At 60.9% G+C, this 23119-nt stretch carries 18 protein-coding genes and 1 tRNA gene; 12 read left to right on the top strand and 7 right to left on the bottom strand.

What is annotated here, in order from left to right:
- Positions 1 to 27 precede the first annotated feature (27 nt).
- The 3 genes from QWJ46_RS17780 to QWJ46_RS17770 form a co-directional block, all read right to left on the bottom strand.
- The gene (locus QWJ46_RS17780) at positions 28 to 3423 is read right to left on the bottom strand and encodes an acyl-[ACP]--phospholipid O-acyltransferase (RefSeq protein ID WP_302752489.1); all 3396 of its coding nucleotides are present in this window, start codon (positions 3421 to 3423) and stop codon (positions 28 to 30) included.
- 92 nt (positions 3424 to 3515) lie between these two features.
- Positions 3516 to 3797 carry a YiaA/YiaB family inner membrane protein gene (locus tag QWJ46_RS17775; RefSeq protein ID WP_302752487.1) on the bottom strand — a complete coding sequence of 94 codons (282 nt, stop codon included), beginning with the start codon at positions 3795 to 3797 and terminating at the stop codon, positions 3516 to 3518.
- Between the two features lie 49 nt (positions 3798 to 3846).
- Complete coding sequence (locus QWJ46_RS17770) at positions 3847 to 4533, bottom strand: PspA/IM30 family protein (protein ID WP_302752485.1); 687 nt, start codon at positions 4531 to 4533, stop codon at positions 3847 to 3849.
- A gap of 111 nt (positions 4534 to 4644) precedes the next feature.
- Here QWJ46_RS17770 and QWJ46_RS17765 point away from each other — a divergent pair, with 111 nt between their 5' ends.
- Both QWJ46_RS17765 and QWJ46_RS17760 read left to right on the top strand, forming a co-directional pair.
- On the top strand, positions 4645 to 5259 hold the full coding sequence (locus QWJ46_RS17765) for a TetR/AcrR family transcriptional regulator (protein ID WP_302752484.1): 615 nt from the start codon (positions 4645 to 4647) through the stop codon (positions 5257 to 5259).
- A gap of 375 nt (positions 5260 to 5634) precedes the next feature.
- Entirely contained in the window at positions 5635 to 6414 is a 780-nt protein-coding gene (locus QWJ46_RS17760) for an SDR family NAD(P)-dependent oxidoreductase (protein WP_302752483.1), read from the top strand.
- Positions 6415 to 6465: 51 nt separating this feature from the next.
- Here the strand turns inward: QWJ46_RS17760 and QWJ46_RS17755 are convergent, their stop codons facing one another.
- The gene (locus tag QWJ46_RS17755; protein ID WP_302752481.1) at positions 6466 to 7710 is read right to left on the bottom strand and encodes a hypothetical protein; all 1245 of its coding nucleotides are present in this window, start codon (positions 7708 to 7710) and stop codon (positions 6466 to 6468) included.
- Positions 7711 to 7939: 229 nt separating this feature from the next.
- Here QWJ46_RS17755 and QWJ46_RS17750 point away from each other — a divergent pair, with 229 nt between their 5' ends.
- The 5 genes from QWJ46_RS17750 to QWJ46_RS17730 all read left to right on the top strand — a co-directional run bounded on the left by QWJ46_RS17750 (position 7940) and on the right by QWJ46_RS17730 (position 16077).
- Positions 7940 to 10978 carry a BPTD_3080 family restriction endonuclease gene (locus QWJ46_RS17750; RefSeq protein ID WP_302752480.1) on the top strand — a complete coding sequence of 1013 codons (3039 nt, stop codon included), beginning with the start codon at positions 7940 to 7942 and terminating at the stop codon, positions 10976 to 10978.
- Between the two features lie 214 nt (positions 10979 to 11192).
- On the top strand, positions 11193 to 12017 hold the full coding sequence (locus QWJ46_RS17745; protein WP_302752478.1) for an NYN domain-containing protein: 825 nt from the start codon (positions 11193 to 11195) through the stop codon (positions 12015 to 12017).
- Positions 12017 to 13804 carry a site-specific DNA-methyltransferase gene (locus QWJ46_RS17740; protein WP_302752476.1) on the top strand — a complete coding sequence of 596 codons (1788 nt, stop codon included), beginning with the start codon at positions 12017 to 12019 and terminating at the stop codon, positions 13802 to 13804. The genes QWJ46_RS17745 and QWJ46_RS17740 overlap by 1 nt, the downstream gene beginning before the upstream one ends.
- Positions 13801 to 14994 (top strand): hypothetical protein, encoded by a 1194-nt coding sequence (locus QWJ46_RS17735; protein WP_302752474.1) that lies wholly within the window; start codon positions 13801 to 13803, stop codon positions 14992 to 14994. Before QWJ46_RS17740 ends, QWJ46_RS17735 begins: the two co-directional genes overlap by 4 nt.
- Positions 14995 to 15072: 78 nt before the next feature.
- Positions 15073 to 16077: a hypothetical protein gene (locus tag QWJ46_RS17730; protein ID WP_302752472.1), complete on the top strand. Its 1005-nt coding sequence runs from the start codon at positions 15073 to 15075 to the stop codon at positions 16075 to 16077.
- A gap of 11 nt (positions 16078 to 16088) precedes the next feature.
- Here the strand turns inward: QWJ46_RS17730 and QWJ46_RS17725 are convergent, their stop codons facing one another.
- Entirely contained in the window at positions 16089 to 16367 is a 279-nt protein-coding gene (locus QWJ46_RS17725; RefSeq protein ID WP_302752470.1) for a hypothetical protein, read from the bottom strand.
- Here QWJ46_RS17725 and QWJ46_RS17720 point away from each other — a divergent pair.
- Complete coding sequence (locus tag QWJ46_RS17720) at positions 16347 to 18224, top strand: 3'-5' exonuclease (protein WP_302752468.1); 1878 nt, start codon at positions 16347 to 16349, stop codon at positions 18222 to 18224. The genes QWJ46_RS17725 and QWJ46_RS17720 overlap by 21 nt on opposite strands.
- 51 nt (positions 18225 to 18275) lie before the next feature.
- On the opposite strand, the gene QWJ46_RS17715 is transcribed toward QWJ46_RS17720, so the two are convergent.
- Positions 18276 to 18350 (bottom strand) — tRNA-Gln (locus QWJ46_RS17715).
- A gap of 165 nt (positions 18351 to 18515) precedes the next feature.
- Between QWJ46_RS17715 and QWJ46_RS17710 the strand changes: the two genes are divergently transcribed.
- From QWJ46_RS17710 to QWJ46_RS17700, 3 genes are read left to right on the top strand one after another with little or no spacing between them, the layout of a single operon-like run.
- Complete coding sequence (locus QWJ46_RS17710; RefSeq protein ID WP_302752466.1) at positions 18516 to 19424, top strand: MBL fold metallo-hydrolase; 909 nt, start codon at positions 18516 to 18518, stop codon at positions 19422 to 19424.
- Positions 19425 to 19447: 23 nt separating this feature from the next.
- On the top strand, positions 19448 to 19897 hold the full coding sequence (locus tag QWJ46_RS17705) for a thiol-disulfide oxidoreductase DCC family protein (RefSeq protein ID WP_302752722.1): 450 nt from the start codon (positions 19448 to 19450) through the stop codon (positions 19895 to 19897).
- Positions 19894 to 21615, top strand: coding sequence for an SDR family oxidoreductase (locus QWJ46_RS17700; RefSeq protein WP_302752464.1), 1722 nt, complete (start codon positions 19894 to 19896; stop codon positions 21613 to 21615). Before QWJ46_RS17705 ends, QWJ46_RS17700 begins: the two co-directional genes overlap by 4 nt.
- 235 nt (positions 21616 to 21850) lie before the next feature.
- Here QWJ46_RS17700 and QWJ46_RS17695 read toward each other — a convergent pair whose 3' ends face one another.
- Positions 21851 to 22249 carry a VOC family protein gene (locus QWJ46_RS17695; protein ID WP_302752462.1) on the bottom strand — a complete coding sequence of 133 codons (399 nt, stop codon included), beginning with the start codon at positions 22247 to 22249 and terminating at the stop codon, positions 21851 to 21853.
- A gap of 101 nt (positions 22250 to 22350) precedes the next feature.
- Here QWJ46_RS17695 and QWJ46_RS17690 point away from each other — a divergent pair, with 101 nt between their 5' ends.
- Positions 22351 to 23058 (top strand): YafY family protein, encoded by a 708-nt coding sequence (locus QWJ46_RS17690; RefSeq protein ID WP_302752461.1) that lies wholly within the window; start codon positions 22351 to 22353, stop codon positions 23056 to 23058.
- The last annotated feature ends 61 nt before the right edge of the window (positions 23059 to 23119 follow it).

The following is a 23119-nucleotide window of genomic DNA, read 5'->3' as shown; positions in this document are numbered from 1 at the left end:
GGGTTGGGGAGGGGTCTTACGCCACGCCTAAGCCGCCTCCTCCTTCTCAGCCGCCCCCTCCGCCAGCTTGCGGGCGGCGACGAAATCGACCTTGCCGGAGCCGAGCACCGGCACCTTGCCGATGGTGACCTCGGCCGGGACCATCATGTCCATCGCGCCCTTGGATTTGGCGAAGGCGAGGAATTCGGCGCGGGTGGCGGTTTCGGCTTCGGTCAGCAGCACCAGGCGCTCGCCCTTCTTCGGGTCGGGCAGCGACGAGACGACCGAGAGCGCGCCCGGCCAGAGTTCGGCGGCGAGCGCCTCGATCGCGGCCAGCGACACCATTTCGCCGCCGATCTTGGCGAAGCGTTTGGCGCGGCCGCGGATCTTGACGAAGCCGTCCTCGTCGATGGTGACGATGTCGCCGGTGTCGTGCCAGCCATCGGCAAGCGGCTCGAGCACGCCGGGCTTTTCGGCGCGGAGGTAGCCTGCCATGACATTGGCGCCGCGCACATGCAGCCTGCCGCCCTCGTCGATGCCCGGCACCGGCTCGAGCTTCCATTCCATGCCCGGCAGGATTTTGCCGACCGTGCCGGAGCGGTTGTACATCGGCGTGTTGATCGAAATGACAGGCGCAGTCTCGGTGACGCCGTAGCCTTCGAGGATGCGCAGGCCGAATTTTTCCATATAGGTCTGGCGGGTCGAAGCCTTCACCGGCTCGGCGCCGGCGAAGATGTAGCGGATCGAGCGGAAATCGTACGGATGCGCCGTCCTGCTATAGCCGTTGAGGAAGGTATCGGTACCGAAGATGATCGTGGCGTTGGAGACATAGATCAGCTCCGGCACGATGCGGTAATGCAGCGGCGAAGGATAAAAATAGACCGGCACGCCCGAGATCAGCGGCAGCACCGTGCCGGCCGTCAGCCCGAAGGAATGGAAGACGGGCAGGATGTTGAACACCTTGTCGCCGCTGTGAAAATCGATGCGGGCGGCGGCCTGGGCAGCGTTCGACAGCACGTTGCGGTGGGTCAGCACCACGCCCTTCGGCGTGCCTTCTGAGCCCGAGGTGAAGAGGATGACGGCCGGATCGTCGGGCTGGCGTTTGACGAGCGGCCGCGCCTTCCTGAGAAGGCCGATCAGCTTGTCCTTGAAGGAGATTTCGGCTCTGAGATCATCGAGCCAGACGATCGCCAGCTGCTTTTCCAGCTCCTCGATCACAGGACCGAGCTTGGCCTGGGTGACGAAGGCGCGAGAGGTCAGCACGTGTTTGACTTCGGCCGCCTTGCAGGCCGAGAGGATGTTGGCCGCACCGGCGGTGAAGTTCAGCATCGCCGGCACCTTGCCGGCCGACATGACGCCGAGAATGGTGGCGGCGGCGCCATTGGCATTCGGCAGCATGACGCCGAGGTTCTGCTCGGGGAAACGGGCGCGGAATTTGGCGCCGAGCACGGCCGCTCCGGTCAAGAGCTTGCCATAGGTCAGCCGGCCGGTGACCGGATCCTCGACGGCAAGCTTCTTCATGCCGAATTCGTGGCCGGCCCGGATGACGCGTTCCAACACGGTCGACGAGGTATCGGCGGTGCGAAACAACAGGTTCGACATTACCTGGTAAAGTGCTGCCCCCGCCGCCGTGCGGCGCTTGCGGCCTTTCAGCTCCGGCGGCACTTCCAGCTTCACCGGCTCGAGAATGGTGACCTTGACCTTGGGGAACAGCCGGCGGCGGATCTTGCCGTCGTCGAGATAGGAGAAATAGGTCTTCTCCAGCCCGTCGATCTTCACCGGCACCACCATCGAGCCTGTTTTGTCGGCGACCATGGCGGCGCCGTCATAGACCTTCATCAGCGTGCCGGTCACCGTCAGCCGGCCTTCCGGGAAGATGCCGATCGGATTGCCTTCCTGCGCCACCTTGATCAGCGATCGCGTCGCCATCGGCTTGGTCGGGTCGAGCGGCAGGAACTTGCACATTTTCAGGAAGGGGCGAACCCACCAGGCCTGGGCGATCTTGTAATCGACGGCAAAGACCGGCTCCTCCTCGGTGATGGCGAGCGCGAGCGCGCCGTCGAGCAGGCTGACATGGTTGAGCGCAATGATCGGCGCCGGGCCGGCCTTCTTGATATTCTCCAGCCCCTCGACCTCGAGCCGCATGAAGGCGCGGAACAGGATCGAGATGAAATCGCGGAAGGCATTGGTCGGCAGCGTCTTCAGCATCAGCCAGGCGACGCCAAAGTTGACGATGCCGAGGCCGATCAGGATCTGCGGAATGGAGGCGCCGAGCGCCTGGATGAAGGCGACGAGGCCGAGGCCGACGGTGATGAACAGCGCCGAAAGCACATTGGCCGCACCGATGACGCGGGCGCGGCGATCCTCATGCGCCCAGCTCTGCAGGCCGGCGAAGGTCGGCACGGCGATGAAGGCGCCGGAGATCGCCATGCCGGCAAGATCGATGGCGACGCGGATGGTATTCTGGCCGGCGAAGAACGCAAGGATGGTTGTCGCGTGGGCTGTCGAAGTGAGACCCCAGAGGTTCCAGGCGAGATCGAGGCTGAAGAGGCCGAGCAGCGCGGTGCCGACAGGTGCCGGCAGCAGCACGATGCGGCCCGACGACATCCAGGCCGCAATGCCCGAACCGACGGCGACGGCAATCGCAAAAACCGTGAGATAGGCCGGCACGACGAGCTCGGAGCCGCCGAGCAGCTCGGTCACCATGGTCGGCAGGATGGAGAGAATGAAGGCGCCGACCAGCCAGAACCAGCTATTCATCAGCGCCGAGCGCCACAGCCGCTTATCCCTACGGATTTCCATGACCAGCGTGTAGCTGGAGCGGATGACATTGCGGTCGATCTGAAGATCCGGCGCCTTCGAGCCGGTCGCCGGGATCAGGCGGGCGGACAGCCAGCAGAGCACCGACAGGCCCATCATCATCGAGCCGAAGAGCACGACATTGTCGCCGCTTGAAAAGGCAAGGGCGGCGATGATCGTGCCGCCGAGAATGGCGATGAAGGTGCCGCCCTCGATCCAGGCATTGGCCTTCGGCAGGTCGCGGCGTTCGAGATGATCGGGCAGGATGCCGTATTTGATCGGCCCGAACAGCGCCGAAATGACGCCGAAGCCGAAGAGTGCCGCCATCAGCACAAAAATCGAGGAGAAGCCGAGGCCGACGACGGCAAGGGCGGCAATGCCGATCTCGCAGCGTTTCAACAGTTCGGCCACCTCCGCCTTGTCGTGCTTGTCGGCGATTTCGCCGCCGAGCGCCGAGAGCAGCAGGAAGGGCACGATGAGGACGACGCCGGCGAGCGTCACCAGCGCCGCGCCCTCGCTCGCCGACATCTTGAAGAGGATGAGGAAGACCAGCGTATTCTTGAGGAAATTGTCGTTGAAGGCAGTCAGGAACTGCGTCCAGAACAGCGGCGCGAATTTCCGCGATGTCATCAGATTGTTTTGCACGGCGAGACCCTCTTTTGGTGGGCAGAGAAGGCCACAGAGTTGTTACGCAAAAGTTGAGTGCGATAACAACTCTGCGATGTGGTTAAGGAAGATCAATCTTCATCGCTACGATTGAATTTGACCAGCAGCTTTTCGGTGCGGGCATCTTCGACCTTGCGGATCAGCTTCTCGGATTCGGCATTGTCGCGCAGCGTCTTGGTGATATTCACCGTCGTCTGCACCAGCATCAATATGCCCATGGCGAGATAGCCCTTCCCCCAGAGATCGAGCGGCATCATGTAGAGGCCGAGCGCCAGCATGAAGGCGGCGGCGCTGAAGGAGATGTAGGAGAAGCTGACCCAGCTGGCGGAATGTTTCTGGAAACTGTCGTTCATGGTTCTCAAGTCCCTTGGTTCGATGATTGAATGGCTGGATGGAATGAGATCAGGCGGCCGGCGTGATGCGGCTCTTCAGCCGGGCGAGCACGTCATCGGCCGATGAGGTGAGCGGCGCGCCGCAGCCGGCATTGGCGAGCTTTTCGATGATGCCGGCCGGCCGCGTGGCGCTTTCCATCTCCTTCAGCGCCGCCGCCGTCAGCTCGTTCTGGCTCTGGCGCAGGCGAAGCCGCGCCAGCGTCTCCTCGGCCTCATCAAGGGTAGCAAGGCCGGGACCGGCGACTGCGACATCGAGCTTCTGCGCCTCTTGCGTGGCGCGGGCCAGTCGCTCGCCGCGCTGCAGCGCCTGCAGCCGCGCCTCGGCATCCCTGACGATGCCCTTCAGCTTGGCGATCGATGTGGTGAACTGGCTTTGCGCCTGTTCCGACGCATCGCGCTCGGCTTCGAGAAAGGCGATCGCTTCGGCCGCTTCGCGCGCCAGCCCCTCATTGCCCTTGGTGAGTGCCGCGGTGGCGCGGGTCTCGAGATCGGCGATGCGGGCAAGGATCGTCTGATGCTGCGCCTTCTCCTGCTCGTTCTGGGCGATGGCGACGGCGACGCTGCGCCGCGCCGTCTGGATCGACTGGGCGGCCTCGCGGATCTGCTGGGCCAGCAGCGGCACGGCGTGGCGATCAGCGAAAGCCTGCTCGGCATCATGCGCCCTGCCCCGCAGCAATGTGGAAATCAATTTGAACATTTCATTCCTCCGGTTTATGAACGTTGTTCACGAGATGAGTTATGGCAGAATCATGAACGACGTTCAAGACAAATTTTGAACGTTGTTCAAAATTTCGAAGGGAAATGGTTAATGGCCGGCAGACGAGAAGAAAAACGCGAGGATTTGAAGGCCCGGCTGATCGAGGCGGCGCGCGAGCGCATCGCCCGCGACGGGCTCGCCAATCTGCGCGCCCGCGACATCACCCAGGACGCCGGCTGTGCGCTGGGCGGCCTCTACACCGTCTTCACCGACCTCGCCGAACTCGTCATCCACGTCAATTCTTCGACGCTGAAGGCGCTGGAGGCGAGGCTGACGCTTGACGAGGCCAAGGGCAAAAGCCCCACCGACCGCCTGCGCAACCTCGCCCAGGGCTACCTCGCCTTCGCGGTGGAACACCGCAACCTCTGGAAGGCACTGTTCGAGCACTCCCCCCCGGAAACCAGCCCGACGCCGCAATGGCACCTCGACGAACACCTCTTCCTGATGGACGTGATCGCCGAGCCGCTCGCCGAACTGCAGCCCGACATGCCGGCCGAAGACCGCGCCATCCGCGCCCGCACATTGTTCGGCGCGGTGCATGGGGTGGTCAGCATCAGCCTGGAGGGGCGCTTCGTGGGACTGCCGCTGGAGCGGCTGGCACGCGAGGTGGACGAGCTGGTGCAGACGATTGCCACGGGGGCGGAGCGGCGGCGGCAGGGGATGTGAGGTGGTGTGGGGTGGAGTGAGAGGCGGCGGCAGGTGACGTGATGCAGCGAGGGACGCAGGCTGACCTTGCCGTTTTTCGCCGAGCCCCACCCCACTCTCCGTCATCCTCGGGCTTGACCCGAGGATCCATGCCGCGAGCATTGTGCTGGCCGTTGGGGCAGTGGGAACGGCAGGGGGCATCTACCCGTGAACGCATGTACGTCGAGTGCTGCGTGTGGATCCTCGGGTCAAGCCCGAGGATGACGGATTGGGTGGGAACCAACCCGCAGAATCGCACCCGCTCGCTGACGGACTTGTCCACCATCCCACCTTGACCCAAGCACCCCCACCCAAGCACTCTGCGCCCACCCCACGCCGCACGCGAAAGGAACCCCCATGAGCCGCATCTTCATCACCGGTTCCACCGATGGCCTCGGCCTCGCCGCCGCCCGCACCCTCATCCGCGAAGGCCACGAGGTCGTCCTCCACGCCCGCTCCCGCGAGCGCGCCGGGGCAATCGCCGAGACCTCCGCCGCCGCCCTCGGCCTCGTCATCGGCGATCTCGCCAGCGCCGTGCAAACCCGCTCGATCGCCGACCAGGTCAACGCCATCGGCCGCATGGACGCCATCATCCACAATGCCGGCATCTACCTCGAGCGCAGCCGCGGCGAAACGCCCGAAGGTCACGCCAAAACGCTAGCGGTCAACACGCTCGCCCCCTATCTCCTCACCGCCTGGATCACGCGGCCCCACCGCCTGATCTATCTCACCAGCGGCATGCACCGCAGCGGCGGCAGCGCGCTCGACGATATCGACTGGAACAGGCGGCCATGGAGCGCCAGCCAGGCCTATTCCGAAAGCAAACTCTACAGCGCCACCCTCGCCACCGCCATCGCCCGCCACTGGCCCGATGTGCTGAGCAACGCCGTCGATCCCGGCTGGGTGCCCACCAAAATGGGCGGCGCCAGCGCGCCTGACGATCTCGAGATGGGGCATCTGACGCAGACATGGCTTGCGGCGAGCGATGCGGCAGCGGCAAAAGTGAGCGGCGGGTATTGGTATCACCGCCAGCAGCGGGAGCCGGCGGCGGAGGTGAATGATGTTGGGTTTCAGGATGCGCTGGTGGAAACGCTGGCGGGGTTGACGGGTGTTCGGCTGTTTGCGGAGCTTCAGTAGGAGGAGACCGGCAAATTGTCCGAAGTTAACACTCGATGTTCGGAAATAGCATCAGCTTCGATCATTGTTCATTTCCGCCAGGGCAGATCGGATACGAGGACGCAAGCAGTTGATGAATGCGTTGGTGCGTTCCTGAAGCCAAGCTATCGCCCGCTGCCGTTCATTGGGTCCATCCAGGTCACCCACGACTAAGCGTTGAGATATGTCCGGTCGCGGCTTCGAGAAATCGACTGTGGCACCAGAAAGCTCCTCGGCTATCTCTTGAGCCTGATCTGCAAGCATGAGTGACGCTCTCTCTCCGGGAGAGCCCACATTCGATGAAAGAGCTAAGCCCACGGCATTGTAGCGGGCTTCTCGATAGACAGTCAGCCAGCTGGAGCCGCCGGGAGCGCCGAACTTGAAGACGATATGCCCGCCAATAGAAGGAGCTGGCAACATCTGCTCTGGGTCGTCGAGACGCAGTCCGGCGAGGAACTCCGACCAGAACTGGTGTCTCATGTCACGTCGGCGAGCACGTTCCGCTATTTTCTCCGGCGAGTCAGGCACGCCTTCCGACCCGTTTTCTCCGTCATCCGGCTCGGTGATTAGCATCCCATCCGGAAGTGAGATGACGCTTCTGGAAATCGTTAGAGTCCTTGCCAACACCCGAGGCACAATGATTTTTGAGCCGTCCTCCACGAGATAGATCGGCATCTCCACGAGACCGAAGGTGAAATGAAGACCCGCATGCGCTTGCAAATACTCTGCGATTGACTCAACACCTTCTCGTATTCCGTCGCCGACGATAAGCAGTAAGAACCGGCCGCGCCGCAGGTTGAAGGTCACGGCATCGTTGAAGGCGATTTCATCCACGTCATGGCCAGCCTCTCTGACCATGTCCAAGAGAACATTGCCCTTGCGGCCTAAACGGCGACTCGCCTCCCGCTGCAAATCGGAGGCCGACCATTTGGTGAGCTCTTTGGAATAGTCCAGGATCTGGCCGATCACTTCGCGACGACCCTCAGGGTTTCGCCACAGTTTGCATTCGACCAGGACTGGCAAACCACTTGCGGTGATCAGCAGGTTATCGATCGGTCCGGCCGGCGTGTTGAGTTCACGACAGATTGAAACGGGGCCGACGAAGAGCGGATCAATCTCTGCAATTGGCAAGCAAGACGGATGACGATGAACGAACTCCTGGATTGCGGCCTCGCTCAATCCGTGGCCGTCTATCCCAAAGCCGAGTGGGGTGACCGGAGAAACCTTCGATCCATCGGCCGAGACCAGGAGGGGGGTTGCGTGTTGCCTGCTCATCATCCTGCTTTCACAACTATTCGAGCGGCATCCATCGCCGCATTTCATTTCAAGCTGAGAAGACTATTGGCAAGAGTGCGGCTAGATCAATTCAGCAACCAGCTCTTTGAAATTCTATTCCCGCTCCAATCACCGAATATCAGTCGCCGTTTCTTATGGATAGAGAAAATCTTAAGTTGCAAAATCAGTTACGCTCAGATTTCAATAAGTCACCGACTCAAGAGCGCAGAACATGACCAAACCCTTCTATGCCGAACCAATTTTGAACTCTCCGTACGAAGTTCCCACACGGCATCATGCTCTTTCGGAAAGTGGAGAGCCGCTCGATCATCCGCCGATCGAAGGCCGGCGCCGCTCGAAATATGTCGCTCCCGTACCGAAGAGCCGAAAGAGCAAGACCGGAGGGAAAACGCAAGCGACACTGGGTCTTGATCAGGAGGCGGACGGCGGTAGCCGCTATAATCCGACGCCAATCATCAACGAAATTCGCGGTCATATCGCATCGTGGCGCTCCCTCCCCAATCCAAATGACTGGGGTGTAACGCCAGTCACCCAGCGTCTGCTCCAGCATTGGCGGAGTGATCACTTCTCCGGCCCTCGACCCTTTTACTGTCAGGTTGAAGCGGTCGAAACTGCGATCTGGCTTTCGGAGGTTGCGCGAAAGAACAAACAGTACTCCCACATATTCAGACATTTGGAAGAGGCCAATCGCGATGCAAATCCCGAAATTTTCCGCCTTGCTCTGAAGCTGGCGACAGGAGCCGGCAAGACGACGGTGATGGCCATGCTGATTGCGTGGCAAGCGATCAATGCTGCACGCCAGCCGAACTCCACGCTCTTCTCCCGCGGTTTTCTGATCGTTGCGCCCGGTATCACGATCAAGGACCGTCTGCGCGTACTGAAGCCCTCCGACGGCAATAGCTACTACCGCTCACGGGAACTCATCCCTCAGGACATGATGGCTGACCTCAACAAAACAAAGATCGAGATCGTCAACTACCACGTATTCCAACGGCGGAAGGCTCATGAACTAAATGCGGTAGGTCTGCGCCTGATGAAGGGCTGGAAAGACGAGCCGATCGAAGAGCTCGAGACCGAGGGCCAGATGCTGCAGCGAGCCTGTGGCGACCTCCTCCAGATGAAAAATATCGTCGTCATCAATGACGAAGCACACCACTGCTATCGAGAACGCCCTGGCAGCCACGAAGAAGACGAGTTGAAGGGCGAGGAAAAGGACGAGGCCAAGGAAAACAACGAGGCGGCGCGTCTCTGGATCTCAGGCATTGAAGCGCTGAAGCGGAAAGTGGGTGTCCGCGCGGTTTACGACCTCTCTGCCACGCCGTTCTTCCTGCGTGGTTCGGGCTATGAGGAAGGCACGCTTTTCCCCTGGGTGGTCTCCGACTTCTCGCTCGTCGATGCCATCGAGTGCGGGATTGTGAAATTGCCCCGGGTGCCGGTATCTGACAATGCCGTCAATGCCGCCACTCCCGTGTATCGCAACTTGTGGGATCATATCGGCAAGAAAATGCCGAAGAAAGGAGCCGGCAAATCCGGCGAACTCGATCCATTTAGCATACCTGCCGAGCTGCAGACCGCACTCTATTCGCTCTATTCCCATTATGAAAAGGAATATGACGCATGGCAAAAGGCGGGCATTGGGGTTCCGCCTGTCTTCATCGTCGTCTGCAACAACACGGCGAGCTCAAAACTGATTTTCGAATGGATTTCCGGCTGGGAACGCGAGGTCGATGGCGAACGTCAGACAAAGCATTACGGGCATCTCGAACTCTTCCGAAACTACGACAGCCATGGCAATCGTGTCGCGCGTATGAACACGCTGCTGATTGATTCCCAGCAGCTTGAGTCCGGCGAGGCACTTGACCCCAAGTTCCGCGAGATGGCCGAGGCGGAAATCGAGCAGTTTCGCAGAGAGATCAACGAGCGTGAAGGTGCTGCAGGCGCCAATAAGCTTTCGGACTCGGAGCTGCTGCGCGAAGTGATGAACACCGTCGGACAGAAGGGACGGCTGGGCGAACAGGTACGCTGCGTAGTTTCCGTCTCGATGCTGACAGAAGGCTGGGACGCTAACACGGTGACCCACATTCTCGGTGTCCGCGCTTTCGGAACACAACTCCTCTGCGAACAGGTCATCGGTCGTGGCCTGCGCCGACAGTCTTATGAGCTGAACGAAAAGGAACTGTTCAACACTGAGTATGCCGATATCCTTGGCATCCCTTTCGATTTCGCAACCGAGCCACAACAGGTAACGCGCACGCCGCCGAAACCGACGACACGTGTCTATGCGTTGAAAGAGCGAAACAATCTTTCGATCCGTTTTCCGCGTGTTGCCGGATACCGCACCGAGCTACCGTCTGAGACTTTTTCGGCAAATTTTTCGCCAGACTCGATTCTCGATCTGACGCCGGAACTGGTCGGTCCGTGTACCGTGCGGCTCGAAGGGCTGGTGGGCGAAGGTCACGACATATCGCCGGATGCGCTCGATGACATGCGGCCGAACACCGTGGCGACACATCTTACCAAAAAGCTGATCGAGATGTATTTCCGCGAGCCGGATCAGGACGTCCCCTATTATCTCTATAATCAGCTTCAGCCCATCACCCGGCAATGGGTGAGCAATTGTCTAAGGCTCAAAGGTGGCACCAAGGCGGGCATGCTGACCTATGCCGAGCTGGCGGAGAAAGCGTCAGAATTGATCTACCAGGCCATCGTCCGCAGCGCTGGCGAGAATGGAGAGAGTGTCGTGAAGGCGATGCTCGATCCCTATAATCCACGTGGCTACACTGATCACGTGTCTTTCATCACGACCAAGCAGACGCTTTGGGAAACCCGCCTGTCGCATGTGAACTACGTCGTCTGCGATAGTGACTGGGAGGCTGAATTTGCCCGTGTCGTGGAAGCGCATCCAACCACGATCTCCTACGTGAAGAACCAGGCGCTCGGCTTCGAGGTGCCTTATCGCTCCGGCAGCGTCCCACGCCGTTACCTGCCGGATTTTATCATCCAGGTCGACGATGGCCGCGGGCCGGATGATCCGCTGAACTTGATCGTCGAAGTCAAGGGCTTCCGCGGTCTCGATGAGCAGATCAAAGCCGAGACCATGACGAATCTCTGGGTCCCCGGGGTTAACAACCTCAAGATCTATGGTCGTTGGGCATTTGCCGAATTCCGAGACGCCTTTGCGGTCGAAGAGGAGTACGCGAAGCTGATTGGCTCTTTTTCCGCTAACCGCGTTTTGGAGCCTGTGGAATGAACGCGTGCAGCGCGAACGCAAGGCAGAAATACACGAAAACCGTACAAGGCTCTTTACTCTCTGTCAGCAAATCACATATAGATTTATGTCATCCGCCCCATGGCAGTAAGCGCACTCAATTATCCGGAGTGATTGCCGACCCCTTGGGGCTTCTTTCATTTCCACGATTGGAGATATGCCGCCTGGCCGGAGCACGGCCATGAGGATTCGTCGTGTGGCCATTCTGATCGATGGCGGCTTCTTCCTGAAGCGCTTGCCTAAAATCGTCGGTGAAGATCGCCGTGACAGCGCGGAAAAGGTTGCCGGCATCATCAAACTGATGTGCCGCAACCATATCCGCTACCTGACGAAATGCCCAAAGGGCCAGTGGCAGGACCATGTCTACCGGATTTTCTTTTACGATGCCGTACCTTATGACGGTAAGGCTCATCATCCGTTCGAAAACCGATCTGTGGATTTTTCCAAAACGGGAACTGCCCTCTTTCGCGGCGAACTATTCGATCGCCTCCGCAAACAGCGCAAGGTTGCCCTGCGACTAGGTAAGGTGACGCGGGAGGGCGATTGGTCTCCGCCTGCGGAGAAAATACGTCGGATCCTAGCAACAAGAGATTGGCTCGCCGGCATAGACCTCTCCGGTCTGGAGGATGGTGGCAACCTCGCTCTGAGCAAAGTTCAGGTCGAGCAAGCGAAATCACTTCAGCGGAAGTGGGCAGAAATCAGGAATGAAGACGTTACTCTCGGCCTTCGTCAAAAAGGCGTCGATATGCGCATCGGCCTCGACATCGCGTCGATTACGCTGAAGCGTCAGGCGGATACGATCATTCTCGTTTCCGGCGACAGCGATTTCGTGCCGGCGGCAAAGCTCGCACGTCGCGAAGGCGTCGAGTTCATTCTCGACCCGCTCTGGCAGAGCGTGAATGATGATCTTTTCGAACATATTGATGGATTGCAGTCCGGTCTTTGGAAGCCGGGCACTCAACCGCCCGCCGCTGTCGTGAAGGCTGTGGAAGCGGAAGACGACAATGGGACAGATGATTAATGGCTAAGACCCCGCGCGAAAAAGACATTTCCACTCTCACCCATGATCAGGCAGTGCGGCTGAACAACCCGACGGCCGAGATGGCGTCGCTCTATGAGCAGCAGGAGGAAATGCTGGGCGAAGGCGCGCGCGAGATGCGGGTGCCGCGTGACCGCCCCCTGACCAAAGGCGAGGAGCGCGACAGGGATATGGACCGCGATCCGCAGGTCATCTGGAACGGCGCGAAGATCAGGATCACGCAGGGGCAGATGAAGAAACTGGCCGAGACCGGCGAGATCGAGATCGGCGATGCCCAGCTCGTCTGGCGCGGCAAGGATCGGCAGGACTGGTCCGATCTCGTGGTCAATGCGCCACCGCTCTATATCCAGGAAAAGGTGCATCCCAAGGCGATCATCGACGATCTCAAGCGCCGGACGAACAAGGCGCGTGAGGAGAAGTCGGACGCGCCCGATCTGTTTGCCGATTTCAACGGCATTGCCGATCCGGAGGCGCGAGCGGAATTCTACCAGCACACCAAGCACTGGCAGAACCGCATGATCCTCGGTGACTCGCTGCAGGTGATGGCGAGCCTTGCCGAGCGCGAGGAAATGCGCGGCAAGGTGCAGTGCATCTATTTCGACCCGCCCTATGGCATCAAGTTCAATTCGAACTGGCAGGTCTCGACCATCAGCCGGGACGTGAAGGACGGCAAGAAGGAGGATGTGAGCCGCGAGCCGGAACAGGTGAAGGCCTTCCGCGACACCTGGAAGGACGGCATTCACTCCTATCTCACCTATCTGCGCGATCGGCTAATGGTGGCGCGGGAACTGCTGACCGAAAGCGGCTCGATCTTCGTGCAGATCAGCGACGAGAATGTCCATCGCGTGCGGGCGTTGATGGATGAGGTTTTTGGAGAACAGAACTTTTGCCGTGAAATCGTTCTACTGAAAGCGAGTGCTCAATCGTCCAATATCACGCCGTCTGTCGCGGATTTCATAATCTGGTATAGCAAAAGCCTGAAAACTATTAAGTTTCGTGAACTGTATGGCGAAGTTGCACCCTTTCACAATCCTACTGAGCGTTTCGTATGTATTGAAACGCCTGACGGTAAACTGATTGATTTGACGGTGGCACAAAAGACAGGAGCAGCGGCCGTCCCAGAGGGCCGTGTTTGCCGTCTATGGCCAACTTTCTCGCAGACGGGAAGTGAATCATCGACCTTCAGCTTTTCTTTTCAAGGCGCAAATTATAGACCACCGGCCAAATATGGTTGGCAGACAACATCGGACGGCCTTCGACATCTGGAGAGGTCGCAACGGCTAACATCGATAGGTAAATCACTTCGATGGAAGGTGTTTCACGACACGTTTCCTTTTAGAATTCAGAACAACGTTTGGAGCGATTTACGACCCGGCGGATTCGGCGAAGTGCGTACTTATGTTGTGCAGACGGACCAGCGGGCGATACAGCGCTGCATACAAATGACAACGGACCCCGGCGATCTCGTTCTCGATCCCACCTGTGGGTCTGGAACGACAGCTTTCGCGGCCGAACAACTTGGCCGTCGATGGATCACGGTCGACACATCACGCGTCGCACTTGCTCTCGCTCGTACTCGCCTAATGAGCGCTCGCTATCCTTATTATATTCTGGCCGATAGCCGCGAGGGACGTGTAAAGGAGCAGGAGGTTTCTGGGAAAATCCTATCCGAAGCCCCTGTCACCAGCGATATTCGACAAGGCTTCGTTTACGAACGCGCCTCTCGCATTACTTTGAAATCCATCGCCAACAAGCCGAGATCGACGTGATCTGGGAGAAGTGGCAGGACGTGCTGGAGCCGCTGCGCCGACAGCTCAACGAGGCTCTCTCGACCACCTTTGAAGAGTGGGAAATCCCCCGCGATCTCGACGCCTGGCTCGACAGCAAGGACGGACAGGCCAAGGTGTATCTGGTGACCGACACGGTGCGCGAGTTCCATGCCGCTTGGTGGGAGGGCCGCATTGCCCGTCAGAAGGAGATCGACGCTTCGATCGCCCGCGCCGCCGATGTCGAACTGCTCTATGACCGCCCCTATGAGGACAAGACCAAGGTGCGCGTCGCCGGGCCCTTCACCGTCGAGAGCCTGTCGCCACATCGCGTCGTCGTCGCCCGCGAGGACACGCTGGGCGCGGAGCTTGCCGCATCCGGTGCAATCACCTCCCGCGCGTCCACCCCTGCCAATATGCCAGAGGCCGATTTCGGCGAGATGGTACTGGCGCATTTGAGGAGCGCCGGCGTCCATCAGCAGGCCAAGGCCGATACGATCCACTTCAATTCCATCGAGCCCTGGCCGGGTAACTACATCGCCGCCGAGGGCCGCTATGCCGATGGCGGCGCGGTGGAAAAACGCGCTGCGATCCTGATCGGCCCGGAATTCGGGACTCTGACCCGCAGCCAGATCACCGCCGCTGCGCGCGAGGCGTCCGACGCCCGCTTCGACGTACTGATCGCCTGCGCCTTCAACTTCGACGCCCAGGCGACCGACCTCAATCGCCTCGGCCCGCTCTCCATCCTCAAGGCACGTATGAATCCCGACCTGCACATGGCGGAGGACCTGAAGAACACCGGCAAGGGCAACCTCTTCGTCGTCTTCGGCGAGCCGGATGTCGAAATCCTCGATGCGCCCGGCGGCGAGATCAAGGTGAAGGTCCACGGCGTCGACGTCTTCGACCCCTCGACCGGCGAAATCCGCTCCGACGACGTCAAGGGCATCGCCGCCTGGTTCATCGACACCGATTACGACGAGGAAAGCTTCTTCGTCCGCCACGCCTATTTCCTCGGCGCTAACGATCCTTACAAGTCGCTGAAAACGGCTCTGAAGGCCGAGATCGATCCGGATGCCTGGGAGACGCTCTATGCCGATACATCGCGGCCGTTTGCGCGGCCGAGCACGGGGCGGATCGCGGTGAAGGTGATCAACCACTTTGGGGACGAGGTGTTGAAGGTGTTTGGTGTGTGAGATGAGGGAGGAGTTGTGTCTCGGGGAAAGAAAAGGAAGCGGGCCTTTAAGGCATCGCCGTCGGTGAGAAAACACGGCTTGCAGATGACCCCCGAACGGGCTTTGGCAATTCGAGTAGACAGAGTTTTAAAGAAAAAAGTAACGTCGCCCAAGGCTTCCGAGAGGTTGCTGCCACTACCTGAGATGATGAAGCAGATACTCGTGTTCAAGCAGAGTGAGTATCATCATCTGATCCGCGACTTCGTTCTTTTCAGGATGCCAAATAACGAGTTGGGTGTGTCGAGCCGCAAGATGGTGTATCCGGTTCGGCATTCTGGTGAGTATCTGTTTATCGATATATCGGCGGGAAGAACGCCAAAAACAAATTGCTCAGTTGTTAATTCGGCGGCCCTCGCTTCCGAGCGACTCCGCATTTCATCCTCGCCTTCCCTTCAGGCACTGGCGGACGGATTATCGGATCATGCCGATGGCCCAAAGCTCCGAAAAATTGCCTCCGAAATCCGGGGCCATCCAGTAGTCAATAGAGGGGGTAAGGCGCGCATAATGAACCCCGGCATGAAACTCGCTGAGCGCTGGTTGAGACAATTGAAACTGGCAGAAAATCAAACTGCGAGTGAAGAGGTCAGGAAAATGGCGCTAGTTCAGTTAGCAAAAATCGAGCAAGAAATGGCTTCGCTCGACATTGATCATTTCAAATGGCCTTCAACAGAAGCGCTGACTGGCAGCGGAGCTCTGAACTCGTTTGACGCGCCAAGCGATGGAGTTTTATCGTTCTTTGGATATGAGGTCGGGCAATCAAGCCGGTTAAACTCTTCAACGAGGTATGCGGTACTCCATCGAGTTTTCAGAATTATGCTGCCTCAAATGTTGCCAACTACGCATATGGCACTTTGGGGGCCAGCAAATTCTGGCTGGCGATTAAAAAAGATTGCGGAGACTATAGCTGCCTTCGTACGAAACGCTAAACGCCGGCGAAACCCTTCCTACAGTCAGGCAATCGATGACTGGGAATACGATCTGCAACGACTGCATGACGCCCTCTATGTCGGTCGATTTGACTTCGTTTGGCCTCAAACACGATGACCAGTTAAAGATCAGCAATCCAGAAGTTTAGTCAGCCAAGGATTTGACAATTGCCCACGATTCTCGCCGACAGCTTTACGACCTCGCTCGCCAAGCTGACCAATGACGAGCAGAAGCAGGTGAAGCTGACGGCGTTTGACTTGCAGACCGATCCGAACCGGCCCGGTCTGCAGTTCCACCGGATCGACGCATCCAAGGATCCGAACTTCTGGTCCGTGCGTGTCAGCCGTGATCTCCGGATTATCATCCACAAAACCGGCGACAGCGTGATGCTCGCCTATGTCGACCATCACGACGATGCCTATAAATGGGCAGAGCGACGCAGAATCGAGACCCATCCGCGCACCGGCGCCGTGCAGATCGTAGAGGTGCGCGAGCGCGTCGAGGAGATCGCGATTCAGCCGGCGCCGGCAATACAGCCCGAACTTCCGTTCCTCGTTCCGTCCGCCCCGTCGCTTTCTGCGCTGCCGCTGTTTGCGAAACTCTCCGCCGATGATGCTCTTTCGATCGGCGTTCCTGAGGACTGGATCAAGGATGTGCTTGGTGCCACCGAGGAGAAGTTCTTCGCGCTCGCGGATCATTTGCCGCAAGAAGCCGCCGAGGCGCTGCTGGATTATGCGGCAACGGGAATTCTGAAAAAGCCCGCGCCGGTCGCTGTCGATCCCTACAGCCATCCCGATGCACAGCGGCGCTTCCGTGTGCTGGAAGGGCATGAGGAACTGGCGGCCGCTCTAGATCAGCCATTCGAAAAGTGGGCGGTGTTCCTTCATCCATCACAGCGGGCGCTGGTGGACCGGGACTCGTCCGGGCCAGTTCGCGTCGTCGGTTCCGCCGGCACCGGCAAGACCGTCGTTGCGCTGCACCGTGTCGCTCGGATTCTGCGCCACGATCCGCAGGCGAAGTTGCTTCTGACAACCTTCTCGGAACCACTCGCCGCCGCTCTCAATCGCAAGCTTAATGTGCTGGTTGCCGACATCCCCTCCCTCGCCGACCGCGCAACGATATCATCGTTCGAGCAGGCGGCGGCTGATCTGTACGCTCTTATCACCGGAAGGAGGGCGTATCTGGTCGGTCGAGAAAAACTGCGGGCAGTTCTCGGTGAGGCGGCAATCGCATCCGGTGTCACAAGATACACGCCGCAATTTCTGAACTCCGAATGGGAGCACGTGATCGACGCCTGGCAGATCGATAGCGCCGAGGCATACGCAGCCGTCCCGAGGATGGGGCGGAAGAACCGGCTTGGCTCGAAGCAACGGGAAGAACTCTGGGCTGTCTTTGACGAGGTTCGCAAGCAATTGCGCTCGAAGTCGCTGTTGACCTCGGCCGATCTGTTCACGGTGGTTACGGAGCATTTCCGCCATCGCGACGACAAGCCTTACACCCATGTCGTCGTTGACGAAGCCCAGGATTTGGGCGTCGCCGAGTTGCGGTTCCTGAGCGCGATCGTGCCCGACCGGCAGGATGCTCTGTTCTTTGCCGGCGATATCGGCCAGCGAATTTTCCAGCAACCCTTCTCTTGGAAGGGGCTAGGCGTCGACGTGCGTGGGCGGTCGTTCACCCTCAAGCTCAACTATCGAACCTCGCACCAGATACGGCGGATGGCGGATCGCCTCCTGCCTGACAATGTCCGGGACGTCGATGGCGAGGAAGACCAGCGCAAGGGCACGGTGTCCGTCTTCAATGGTGTCGAACCGGTTGTCGTCATTGCGCCAACCATTGAGGACGAGGCTGAGGCAGCCGCCACATTCCTCCGCAACCTTCTCGAACAGGGCATGAAGCCCAATGAGATCGGTATATTTTGCCGCTCGAACGACCAGATCGCTCGCGCATCAAAGATTGCCGCACTGGCAGACGTCGAGACAGTTTCATCGCTGACTGGACGAACCCCTGAAGAGGCAGTGCTCATCGGTACGATGCATCTGGCCAAGGGACTGGAATTCCGTGCTGTTCTGATCGTCGCATGCGATGAAGGTGTCCTGCCATTGGCAGCCCGCATCAATGACGTCGCCGATGAGTTCGAGCTGGACGAAGTGGTAGCGACGGAGCGGCAATTGCTATACGTCGCTGCGACCCGCGCGCGCGATCATCTTTTCGTCTCCGCGGTAAAACCGGGTTCGGAATTCCTGGAAGATCTAGTTGAGGTTTGATCAGGCGACAGCGACTTTGCGAGCGGCGATCGATGTTCTTCCCGAGAGAAATGGCTGGGGCGCCTGGATTCGAACCAGGGGATGGCGGTACCAAAAACCGCTGCCTTACCGCTTGGCTACGCCCCACCAGAGCTTGAGCGGCGAACCGCTTGCTGGAAATCGACGCCTGATTAGCAAAGCTCTTTGCCTGTCACAATGACTAAGTTGCGCCTGCGGCAGATTTCTGCGCGCGAAGTGGCGGGCGGCGTGCTAGCATGCCGCGATATTATCAACCTGAGATCATCGTCCCGCATGGAAAGTCCCGCATTCGACCTTGCTTTCGAGCCGGCCTATGGGCGGGCCGTGCCGGTTGCTCCCGATATCTTGCGCATCACGGCGGAAAATCCCGGGCCGTTCACCTTTTTCGGCACCAACAGCTATCTCGTCGGCTCCTCCTCGCTCGGCGTCATCGATCCCGGGCCGGAGGACGAGGCGCATTATCAGGCGCTGATGGCTGCGATCGGCGGGCGTGATGTGACGCATATCTTCGTCAGCCATACCCATCGCGATCACTCGCCGCTCGCCCGCCGGCTGCAGGCGGCAACCGGGGCGGCGACGGTGGGGCAAGGGCCGCACCGGCCGGCGCGGCGGCTGCGGGAGGGCGAGGTCAATCCCTTTGCCGAAAGCTCGGATGTGGATTTCGTGCCCGATGTCGGGCTCGGCGACGGCGAGACAATTGCGGGTGATGGCTGGGCGCTGACGGCGGTGCTGACGCCGGGGCATACGGCCAATCATGCCGCCTTCGCGCTCGAAGGCCGCGACATCCTCTTCTCCGGCGATCATGTCATGGCCTGGTCGACCTCGATCGTCGCGCCGCCGGATGGGGCGATGGCGGATTACATGGCCTCGCTCGACAAGCTGATTAGGCGCGAGGATGGCCTGCTGCTGCCCGGCCATGGCGGGCCGGTGCGCGAGCCGAAAACTTTCCTGCCGGCGCTGAAGGCGCATCGGCTCAAGCGCGAGCAGGCGGTGCTGGCGCGGGTCGCGGCCGGCGATCGGGGGATAGCGGAGATGGTGATGGCGATCTATCGCGATACCGATCCGAAGCTGCATGGGGCGGCGGCGCTTTCCGTGCTCGCCCATCTCGAGCATCTCATGGAGCGCGGCGCGATTGTCGCGGATGGGCCGCCTTCGCTTGCCGCGCGCTACCGGCCGGCGTAAAGGAGAGGCGGAGGGAGATGAGCATGGGCCGCGCCGATTACAGCTATCGCACCGATCCCGCCGTACCCACCTTTGCCGATGACCGGCCGCTGATCGTCTTCGATGGCGAATGCGTCTTCTGCTCCGGCTGGGTGAAGTTCGTGCTGAAGCATGACAGGCGGCGGCGCTATCGGTTCCTCGCGGCGCAGTCGCCGCTCGGCGAAGCGCTTTACCGGCATTACGGCCTGGATACGCGCGACTACGAAACCAATATCCTGATCGAAGGCGGCCGTGCCTTCTTCAAATCCGACGGCACGATCCGCATGGTGGCGAGCCTCGGCTTTCCCTATTCGCTGGCGAAGCTCTTTCGGCTCCTGCCGCGGCGCGCGGCCGATGCGCTTTATGAATTCATCGCCCGCAACCGGTTGAAGATTGCAGGACGGCAGAGCTGCATGGTGCCGACGGCGGAGCAGCGCAGCCGCTTCATCGCATGAGCGGCGACACCTTTTCCCTGCTGATCATCGGCGGCTACGGCGCCTTCGGCGGCCGGCTCGCCCGGCTGCTCGGCGAGGAGCCCAGGCTCAGGCTGCTGATCGCCGGCCGCTCGCTCGAAAAGGCCGATGATTTCGTCTTCGATCTCAGGTCGCCGAAAGGCGGCGCCGGGCGGCTCGGCAGCAACGATCTCGGCGCGTGGCTGCAGGCGGTGGTGTTCGATCGCGACGGCGACCTCCGGGAGCAGCTGACGCGGCTGAGGCCCGATCTCGTCGTCGATGCCTCGGGGCCGTTCCAGAGCTTCACCGGCGATGGCTACAAGCTGGTGCGGGCCTGCATCGAGCTCGGCATCGATTATGCCGATCTCGCCGACAGCACCGGCTTCGTCGCCGGCATCGGCGGGCTCGATGCTGAGGCGAAGGCCAAGGGCATCTTTGTTCTCTCGGGGCTGAGCAGCCTGCCGGCCCTCTCCTTCGCGGCGCTGGAGGCGATGGCGCCGCATTTCTCCCGCATCGAAAGTGTCGCGGCCGGCATTGCCCCGTCGGCGCATGTGAAGATCGGCCTCAATGTGGTGAGGGCGATCGCGAGTTATGCCGGCAAGCCGGTGGCGCTGCTGCGCGACGGCCGGCCGGCCGAGGGGCGCGGGCTGATCGACGAGATGCGGGTGACGATCGCCCCGCCCGGTGTGGCGCCGCTAGCCAGCCGGACTTTCCTGCTGGTCGATGCGCCGGACCTGGCGCTGCTGCCCGCCCGCTTTGCCGGCCTGCAATCTACCTTCACCGGCGTCGGCACCGAGCCGCAGGCGCTGCAGCGGCTGCTTTCGGCTGCCGCAAGGCTGGTGAAGATCGGGCTGTTGCCCTCGCTCAAACCGTTCGCGCGGCTGCTGCAGGCGGCCAGCCACCGCTTCGCCGTCGGCGCCCATCGCGGCGGCATGTTCGTGCGCTTGGGCGGCCTCGATCAAGAGGGGCGGCGGCTGACAGCGGATTGGTCGCTGATTGCCGAAGGGGATGACGGGCCGTTCATTCCGGTTCTCGGCGTCGAGGTGCTGGTGCGCCGGCTGCTCGAAGGCAAGCGGCCGGAAAGCGGCGCCCGGCCGGCGGCGGGGGAATTATCGCTGTCCGATTTCGAAGCGGCCTTCAGCCGGTTCTCCATCGCTTCGGGCATCCGGCTGGATTACCAGGAAGAGCCGCAGCCGCTCTATCGGCGCATCCTCGGCGACGCCTGGGAGAAGCTGCCGCCGGCGCTGGCGGCGATCCATGCGGGTGGCACCCGGCTTGCCTCCGGACGGGCGCGGATCGAGCGCGGCAGCGGCCTCCTCGCCCGGCTGATCGCCGGCATCATCGGCTTTCCCGCCGCCGGCGAGGATGTGCCGGTCGCGGTACGTTTTGTCGCCGAGGGCGAGAGGGAGATCTGGACGCGGTCTTTCGGCGGCAAGACCTTCCGCAGCTGGCAGGCCGCCGGCCCCGGCCGCGACAGCCACCTGCTCGTCGAGGTCTTCGGGCCGTTCCGAGTGCTGCTGGCGCTGGTGCCGGAGGGAGAGAAGCTCAGGCTCGTGGTGCGCGGCTGGCGCTTTTGCGGCATTCCGCTGCCGCTGTTCCTGGCGCCGGGCGGCGATACTTACGAGGAGGAGCGTGATGGGCGCTTCCATTTCCACGTGGAGATCGGCGGGCGGCTGACCGGGCTGGTGGTGCGCTATTCGGGGTGGCTGGTGCTGGAGTGAGCGGGGTGGTTGGCGGTAAGCGCGCGGCTGTCCGGTTCGTGCTGGGACAGCCCCTCACCCTAACCCTCTCCCCGTAAAACGGGGCGAGGGGACGCGGCAAACGCAGCGTTGAGGTTGAGGAAGAAGGTGCGGCATGTCCCCTTCGCCCCGTATTTACGGGGAGAAGGTGGCGGCAGCCGGATGAGGGGCACGCGGCGTTCTCCGTGGGTGGGAGGCGGTTTTGCGGGCGGGCCGATCAACGGCCGGCGAAACGCCGTCTGGCGGCGTCGGTGACGGGCGTATAGAGGGCGACGCGCGTTCCCTCGGGGTCGGAAAACTGCACTGTCCGGTTGCCCCATGGCAGATCCTTTGGCGCGTGCACGACGGTGACCTGGTCCTTGAGCCGCGCGAATTCCGCGTCGACATCAGAAACCATGAATTCGAGAATGGCCGTCCGGTTGGCTCCTGGCTCCGCGCTGCCCTCGCGGAACAGCGCCACCGTCTCCGCGCTGCCGATGGCGAGGGTCGCGCCTGGTGTGACGATCTCGGCGAAGACGGGCGCAAGCCACTCGGCGCGGCAGCCGGTCACAAGCTCATAAAAGGCCACCATGCTGTTGATATCAGCGGCGATGAGGCGGGTGGATGCGAATTTCATGATTTTCTCCCTGGGCGCGACGATGGCTGCGCGACAATCTCTTCGCTTGCCTTTGTGACACAGCCGTGCTGACAGCGTTGTGGCAGCAGGAGTCAGCAGGCATGCGAAAAGCAGAGCGGCTTTTTCAGATCATCCAGATTCTTCGCCGGTCGAGCCGGCCGGTGACCTCGTCGGCGCTCGCGGATGAACTGGAGGTCGCCAGGCGCACCGTCTACCGCGATATCGCCCACCTGATTGCCCAGCGTGTGCCGATCGAAGGCGAAGCGGGGTTCGGCTACGTGCTCGATCCGCGATACGACATGCCGCCGCTGATGCTGACGCCCGAGGAGATCGAGGCGGTCGTGCTCGGCGTGCAGATGGTGGCAAGGCTGAATGATGCGGCGATGCGCACTGCCGCCAGCGATGTCATGGCCAAGATCACCTCGGTCATGCCGCCGGACCTGCTTCCCTATATCGCCGAGCCGGCGGTCGGCATCAGACCGGGGGATGTCGGCCGCGATGCGACAATCGACACGCGGCCGCTGAGGTCGGCGATCAGGGAAGGTCGCAAGCTTGAACTCGATTATCGCGCGGCGGATGGGACGGTCAGCAGCCGCATCGTCTGGCCGGTGCTGCTCGGCTATGCCGATAGGCACAGCCTGTTGATTGCCTGGTGCCAATCGAAACAGGCCTTTCGTCACTTCCGCACCGAACGGATTATCAAGGTCGAGATTCTGGCTGAATCGATAGGCGTGTCCCGGAGCCGGCTGAGGCAGCAATGGCAGCAGTGGCGCGATGCCGAGATGCGCAAGTCGGGTGGGCCGCCGTGACTGCTTCGGCCGGCGAGCGACGTCACAGCCTTGTCGGGTTCTCGCAAAAGATCGGAACCAA

This window comes from Rhizobium sp. CBN3, assembly GCF_030518245.1.
Lineage (GTDB): Bacteria > Pseudomonadota > Alphaproteobacteria > Rhizobiales > Rhizobiaceae > Rhizobium > Rhizobium aethiopicum_A.
The sequence above is the reverse complement of the archived record's forward strand: the minus strand, read 5'-3'. Positions and strand labels throughout refer to the sequence as shown.